The sequence below is a fragment of the Streptomyces sp. NPDC051041 genome, assembly GCF_044456065.1.
GTDB classification, from domain to species: domain Bacteria; phylum Actinomycetota; class Actinomycetes; order Streptomycetales; family Streptomycetaceae; genus Streptomyces; species Streptomyces glaucus.
Map to the genome: position 1 here is coordinate 308947 of NZ_JBITFM010000001.1, position 6000 is coordinate 314946.

Below are 6000 nucleotides of genomic sequence, written 5' to 3' on the forward strand. Positions count from 1 at the left end.
CTCCACGGTAAACGCGGCAGGCGGGTCCGGAGTTCCAGAAAAACCCCGAACCCGCCCGTAGGGGGCCACCCCGACCGCGGATCCCGGAGGACCGGCGCCGCCCCGCGTCTACGCCGGAACGATGTTCACCAGCTTCGGCGCCCGCACGATCACCTTGCGGATCCCGGCTCCGCCCAGCGCGGCGACGACCTTCTCGTCGGCCAGCGCCACCTTCTCCAGCTCCTCCTCGGAGATGGCCGGGGGGACCTCCAGCCGCGCCTTGACCTTGCCCTTGACCTGCACCACGCAGGTCACGGTCTCGTCGACCAGGTACGCCGGGTCGGCCACCGGGAAGTCCTGGTGGACGACGGAGCCGCTGTGGCCCAGCCTGCGCCACAGCTCCTCGGCGATGTGCGGGGCCAGCGGCGCGATCAGCAGCACCAGCGCCTCCGCGACCGACCGCGGCACCGGTCCGCCCGCCTTGGTCAGGTGGTTGTTCAGCTCGGTGACCTTGGCGATGGCGGTGTTGAACCGCATGCCCTCCAGGTCCGCGCGCACCCCGTCGATCGCCTTGTGCAGGGCGCGCAGCGTCTCCTCCGCAGGCTCGGCGTCGACGACCGTCACCTCGCCGGTCGCCTCGTCGACGATGTTGCGCCACAGCCGCTGCAGCAGCCGGAACTGTCCCACCACCGCGCGCGTGTCCCACGGCCGGGACACGTCCAGCGGTCCCATGGCCATCTCGTACAGGCGCAGCGTGTCGGCCCCGTACTCGGCGCAGATCTCGTCCGGGGTGACCGCGTTCTTCAGGGACTTGCCCATCTTGCCCAGCAGGCGGGTGACCTTCTCGCCCTGGTACCAGTACGCGCCGTCGCGTTCCTCCACCTCGGCGGCCGGCACCGCGATGCCCCGGCTGTCGCGGTAGACGTAGGCCTGGATCATGCCCTGGTTGTACAGCTTGTGGAACGGCTCGGCCGACGAGACGTGCCCCAGGTCGTACAGCACCTTGGACCAGAAGCGCGCGTACAGCAGGTGCAGCACGGCGTGCTCGGCGCCGCCGACGTACAGGTCGACGCCGCCGTGCGGCAGGCCCTCGCGCGGGCCCATCCAGTACCGCTCGATCTCCGGGTCGACCAGCTTGTCGCCGTTGCGCGGGTCCAGGTAGCGCAGCTCGTACCAGCAGGAGCCGGCCCAGTTGGGCATGGTGTTGGTCTCGCGGCGGTACTTCTTCGGCCCGTCGCCCAGGTCCAGGGTGACGTTGACCCAGTCCTCGTTGCGCGACAGCGGCGTCTCGGGCTGGGTGTCGGCGTCGTCGGGGTCGAAGGTGCGCGGCGAGTAGTCCTCGACCTCGGGCAGCTCCAGCGGCAGCATCGACTCGGGCAGGGCGTGGGCGACGCCGTCCTCGTCGTAGACGATCGGGAAGGGCTCGCCCCAGTAGCGCTGGCGGCTGAACAGCCAGTCGCGCAGCCGGTAGTTGACGGTGCCCTCGCCGATGCCCGCGGACTCCAGCCATGCGGTGATGCGCGCCTTGGCCTCGGTGACGCCCAGACCGTCCAGGCTGATCCGGTCGTTGGCGGAGTTGACGATCTTCGCGTCGTACGACGCGAAGGCGTCCTCCCAGGTCGAGGTGTCGGTGCCGCGGCCGTCGGTCGGCTCGACCACGCAGGTGATCGGCAGCTCGAAGGCGCGCGCGAAGGCGAAGTCGCGGCTGTCGTGCGCCGGGACGGCCATGATCGCGCCGGTGCCGTAGCCCATCAGGACGTAGTCGGCGATGAAGACGGGGATCTTCTCGCCGTTGACCGGGTTGGTGGCGTAAGCGCCGGTGAAGACTCCGGTCTTGTCCTTGGCCTCGGCCTGCCGCTCCACGTCGGACTTGGCGGCGGCCTGCGCGCGGTAGGCGGCGACGGCCTCCGTCGGGGTGGCGTGGCCGCCGGTCCACACCTCGTGGGTGCCCTCGGGCCAGGCGGCCGGGGTGACCTTCTCGACCAGCGGGTGCTCGGGCGCCAGCACCATGTAGGTGGCGCCGAACAGGGTGTCCGGGCGCGTGGTGAAGACGGTGATGCGTTCGCCGTCCACGGGGAAGTCGACGCGGGCGCCCTCGGAGCGGCCGATCCAGTTGCGCTGCTGCAGCTTGATGGCCTCGGGCCAGTCCAGCTCCTCCAGGTCCTCCAGCAGCCGGTCGGCGTAGGCGGTGATCCGCATGTTCCACTGGCGCAGCTTGGCCTTGAAGACCGGGAAGTTCCCGCGCTCGGAGCGGCCCTCGGCGGTGACCTCCTCGTTGGCCAGGACGGTGCCCAGGCCGGGGCACCAGTTGACCGGCGCGTCGGAGGCGTACGCCAGGCGGAACTCGCCCAGCACGTCGGCCCGCTCGGCGGCGCTCAGCTCGCTCCACGCGCGGGTGTGCCCGGGCACGGGGCGCTCACCGGACTCGAACTGGGCGATCAGCTCGGAGATCGGGCGGGCCTTCCGCGCCTCGGGGTCGTACCAGGAGTTGAAGATCTGCAGGAAGATCCACTGGGTCCACTTGTAGTACTCCGGGTCGATCGTGGCGAACGACCGGCGCTTGTCGTGTCCCAGGCCCAGCCGGCGCAGCTGGGACTTCATGTTCGCGATGTTGGCCTCGGTGGACACGCGCGGATGCGTGCCGGTCTGCACGGCGTACTGCTCGGCGGGCAGGCCGAAGGCGTCGAAGCCCAGGGTGTGCAGGACGTTGTGGCCGGTCATCCGCTGGAACCGGGCGAACACGTCGGTGGCGATGTAGCCCAGGGGGTGGCCGACGTGCAGGCCCGCGCCGGAGGGGTACGGGAACATGTCCATGATGAACTTCTTGGGCTTGGCGACCTGCTCGGCGTCGCCCGCCAGGTCACCGCTCGGGTTGGGCGCCTCGTAGACGCCCTCCGCGTCCCAGAAGTCCTGCCAGCGTGCCTCGATCTCGGCTGCCATGGCGGCCGTGTAGCGGTGCGGCGCTGCTGCCTCGGCGGCGGCAGCGGGGTTCGTCTCGCTCATGATCCTCAAAGCTCCATCGATCGTCTCTGCCAGCGGCTGCGCCGTTTCGGAAATGAAAAATCCCCTCGCACAGGAGGGGACGCCGCGCCGATTCCGACCATCCGATGCGCGGGGGTCGGGACTGTTCAGCGCGGCCCGCTAAGCAGAAGGCGTACGGCACGCATGGCGCTAGGGTACCGCAGGCCCCGAGCGCCCGGCGACGCGCTTCCGGCGGGCGTGCTCCGCCTCGTCTCGCTCGGCTGCCCGGTGATCCGGGGTCCCGCCCAGGGCCGCGGCCGCCGCGCCCTGGGCCGCTGAGCGCGCCCCGGCGGCGAACCACCCTGCCCGGGGTGGCCCGCCGCCCCGGTGACATACCCACACGCCCCGGGACACGTCGAAGGCGGGCCATCCGATCGGATGACCCGCCTTCGACTTCTGTGGAGCTAAGGAGAATTGAACTCCTGACCTCCTGCATGCCATGCAGGCGCTCTACCAACTGAGCTATAGCCCCTTGCGGTCAGGCGGTTGATCCGCCTTTCGACCTTGCCTTCCGGTTTCCCCGGCGGCGACGCCAACATTACACGGTCCACGGGGTCCAACACCAAATCGTTTCCGTTCCGTCCGGATTCGCCCCTGATGTCGTTTCCCGGTGCCCCGGTCAGGCCGTGACGAACGAGTAGAAGCGTTTGAGGGTGCAGTGCTCCTCGAGGAGCCGGCCGTAGATCGGCTCGCCCTCCAGCTCGCGGTACGTCTCGATGGGGTCGCCCTTTATGATCAGCGCCCGCGCGCACTCCTCGCACCAGTACTGGTAGTCGGGGTTGATCGGCTCCATGTCGCGGACGATCGGCGTGCCGCTGCCGCACCAGTCGCACTTCCGCCTGTGTGCACCCATCGGTCAGCTCCAGCTGTGGCCGCAGGCCGTGCACACGTAGGAGATCCCGCCGTTGTCGCCGAGGACCTGGGCCACCTGGGCGGAACCGCAGGAAGGGCAGCTGAGGCGGGTGAAGACGCCCCGTTCCAACGCTGCGTCGAGGAGGTGATCGACCTCCTCTGGGATGCTCGCAGGCATCGCTACTCCCTCCCGTCGGGCCGCGCCCCCTTCCGGCCGTTTGATTCTGCCACGGCCGGACCGACACGGTCAGCGACGTCTCCGTACCGGTCCGGACACGGCGCCCGCCGCGGCCGTCCCGGCCGGCGCGCACGTGCGCGCCGGCAACGCCTCCGCGGAGGTGCACGCCGGAAAGGCCCCGACCGGTTCAAGCCGGTTCGGAACAGTGTGCCGGACACCGCGACGCCGGTCAGCCGGCCGAACCGGGTGACGGCGGCGAGCGGACCGCCGTCGTCCGCCGCGTCCTCGGGCCGGACCGTCGCGCCGGGCGAGCCGGTGCGCGCCGGACGACGAGGGGACGGCGCGGCGCACGGCTTTCCTCGGGGGGCGGCGGGGAAGCCGCGGCCGCCTGCCGCGGCGGCAGGCGTGGCGATGGACGCGGTCACGAAAAATCCCGCCCCCTGGGGGGCGGGATCATCGACCGGTCTCCACGATCTGCGACACCTCGACGAAGTGTCGATCCGTGGATTCGAGTGGAGCTAAGGAGAATTGAACTCCTGACCTCCTGCATGCCATGCAGGCGCTCTACCAACTGAGCTATAGCCCCTTGTGTTCTTCCCGCTCGGCGGGGCGAACAAGAAGAACTTTAGCCTGCGACCTGCCGGAAAGTGAAATCCGGGTCCGCCGCGTCGCTAGTCGTCGTCGCCGAGCACGGGCTCCGGCAGGGTGCCGGCGTTGTGCTCCAGCAGACGCCAGCCGCGGGCGCCTTCGCCGAGGACGGACCAGCAGCAGTTGGTGAGGCCGCCGAGGCTCTCCCAGTTGTGGGGCTCCAGGCCGAGGAGGCGGCCGATGGTGGTGCGGATCGTGCCGCCGTGGCTGACCACGACGAGGGTGCCGTCCTCGGGGAGCTTCTCGGCGTGCCGGAGCACCACGGGGGCGGCGCGGTCGGCGACCTCGGTCTCCAGTTCGCCGCCGCCGCGGCGCACCGGCTCGCCGCGTTTCCACGCGGCGTACTCCTCGCCGTGGCGGGCGATGATCTCCTCGTGCGTCAGCCCCTGCCAGACGCCCGCGTAGGTCTCCCGCAGGCCCTCGTCGAGGGTGACGTCCAGGCCGGTGACCGCGGCGAGCTCGGCGGCCGTGTCCGCGGCCCGCTGCAGGTCCGAGGCGACGATGGCGTCGGGCCGGAGGCCGGCGAGCAGCCGGGCGGCGCGGCGGGCCTGGGCGACGCCGGTCTCCGTGAGCGGGACGTCCGTGGTGCCCTGGAAACGGCGCTCGACGTTCCAGGAGGTCTGGCCGTGCCGCCACAGGATGATGCGGCGGCCCCGGCCCCGCTTCCCGGGGGGCACCTCGCCGGTGGCGCTCACCGCCACTCCCCGCCCAGGTCCGCGGCCTCCTCGGCGGCCTGCAGCTTGGCGTGCTCCTCGGCCTTGCCGCGGGTCGCCCGGGCGTCGGCGGGCAGCTCGATCTCGGGGCAGTCCTTCCACAGCCGCTCCAGGGCGTAGAAGACCCGCTCCTCGCTGTGCTGGACGTGGACGACGATGTCGACGTAGTCGAGCAGGACCCAGCGGGCCTCCCGGTCGCCCTCGCGGCGCACCGGCTTGGCGCCGAGTTCCTTCAGGAGCCGTTCCTCGATCTCGTCGACGATCGCCTTGACCTGGCGGTCGTTGGGTGCGGAGGCCAGCAGGAAGGCGTCCGTGATCGACAGCACGTCGCTGACGTCGTAGGCGATGACGTCGTGCGCGAGCTTGTCGGCGGCCGCCTGGGCGGCGGTGTTGATGAGCTGGAGGGAGCGGTCGGTCGCGGTCACTACAAGGCTTTCGGTCGGAGGTCACTTGTCTTCAAGGGTCTCACGACCGCCGCGAAGGCCCCAGGTGATTACGGGGGCGCGGGGGGGGGGGGGGGGGGGGCGCCGCCCCCGGGGGCCGGCCCCCCCCCCCCCCCGCCCCCCCCCCCGCCGCGGCGGGGGGGCCGGGGGGCGGGGGCGGCGGCGG

Annotated in this window: 5 protein-coding genes and 2 tRNA genes; all 7 read right to left on the reverse strand. The window is 71.3% G+C overall.

Annotation, left to right across the window (positions count from 1 at the left end; genetic code table 11):
• Nucleotides 1–108 precede the first annotated feature (108 nt).
• A complete protein-coding gene (gene leuS / locus ACIBAI_RS01395) occupies nt 109–2982 on the reverse strand; it encodes a leucine--tRNA ligase (protein ID WP_399030357.1) in 2874 nt (957 codons plus the stop codon).
• A 417-nt stretch (nt 2983–3399) separates the two neighbouring features.
• Nucleotides 3400–3472: transfer RNA gene (locus ACIBAI_RS01400), tRNA-Ala, on the reverse strand.
• Nucleotides 3473–3619: 147 nt separating this feature from the next.
• On the reverse strand, nt 3620–3853 hold the full coding sequence (locus ACIBAI_RS01405) for a hypothetical protein (RefSeq protein ID WP_006136074.1): 234 nt from the start codon (nt 3851–3853) through the stop codon (nt 3620–3622).
• Between the two features lie 3 nt (nt 3854–3856).
• Nucleotides 3857–4030, reverse strand: coding sequence for a hypothetical protein (locus ACIBAI_RS01410; protein ID WP_399030358.1), 174 nt, complete (start codon nt 4028–4030; stop codon nt 3857–3859).
• Between the two features lie 513 nt (nt 4031–4543).
• Nucleotides 4544–4616, reverse strand: a tRNA-Ala gene (locus ACIBAI_RS01415).
• 85 nt (nt 4617–4701) lie between these two features.
• A complete protein-coding gene (locus ACIBAI_RS01420) occupies nt 4702–5373 on the reverse strand; it encodes a histidine phosphatase family protein (protein ID WP_399030359.1) in 672 nt (223 codons plus the stop codon).
• Nucleotides 5370–5816: a ribosome silencing factor gene (gene rsfS / locus ACIBAI_RS01425; RefSeq protein WP_344602037.1), complete on the reverse strand. Its 447-nt coding sequence runs from the start codon at nt 5814–5816 to the stop codon at nt 5370–5372. Before rsfS ends, ACIBAI_RS01420 begins: the two co-directional genes overlap by 4 nt.
• Nucleotides 5817–6000 lie beyond the last annotated feature (184 nt).

Bases quoted from the DNA above. Each gene is read 5' to 3' on its own strand.
- leuS (WP_399030357.1), bottom strand. From the start codon at position 2,982: ATGAGCGAGACGAACCCCGCTGCCGCCGCCGAGGCAGCAGCGCCGCAC.
- ACIBAI_RS01405 (WP_006136074.1), bottom strand. From the start codon at position 3,853: ATGGGTGCACACAGGCGGAAGTGCGACTGGTGCGGCAGCGGCACGCCG.
- ACIBAI_RS01410 (WP_399030358.1), bottom strand. From the start codon at position 4,030: ATGCCTGCGAGCATCCCAGAGGAGGTCGATCACCTCCTCGACGCAGCG.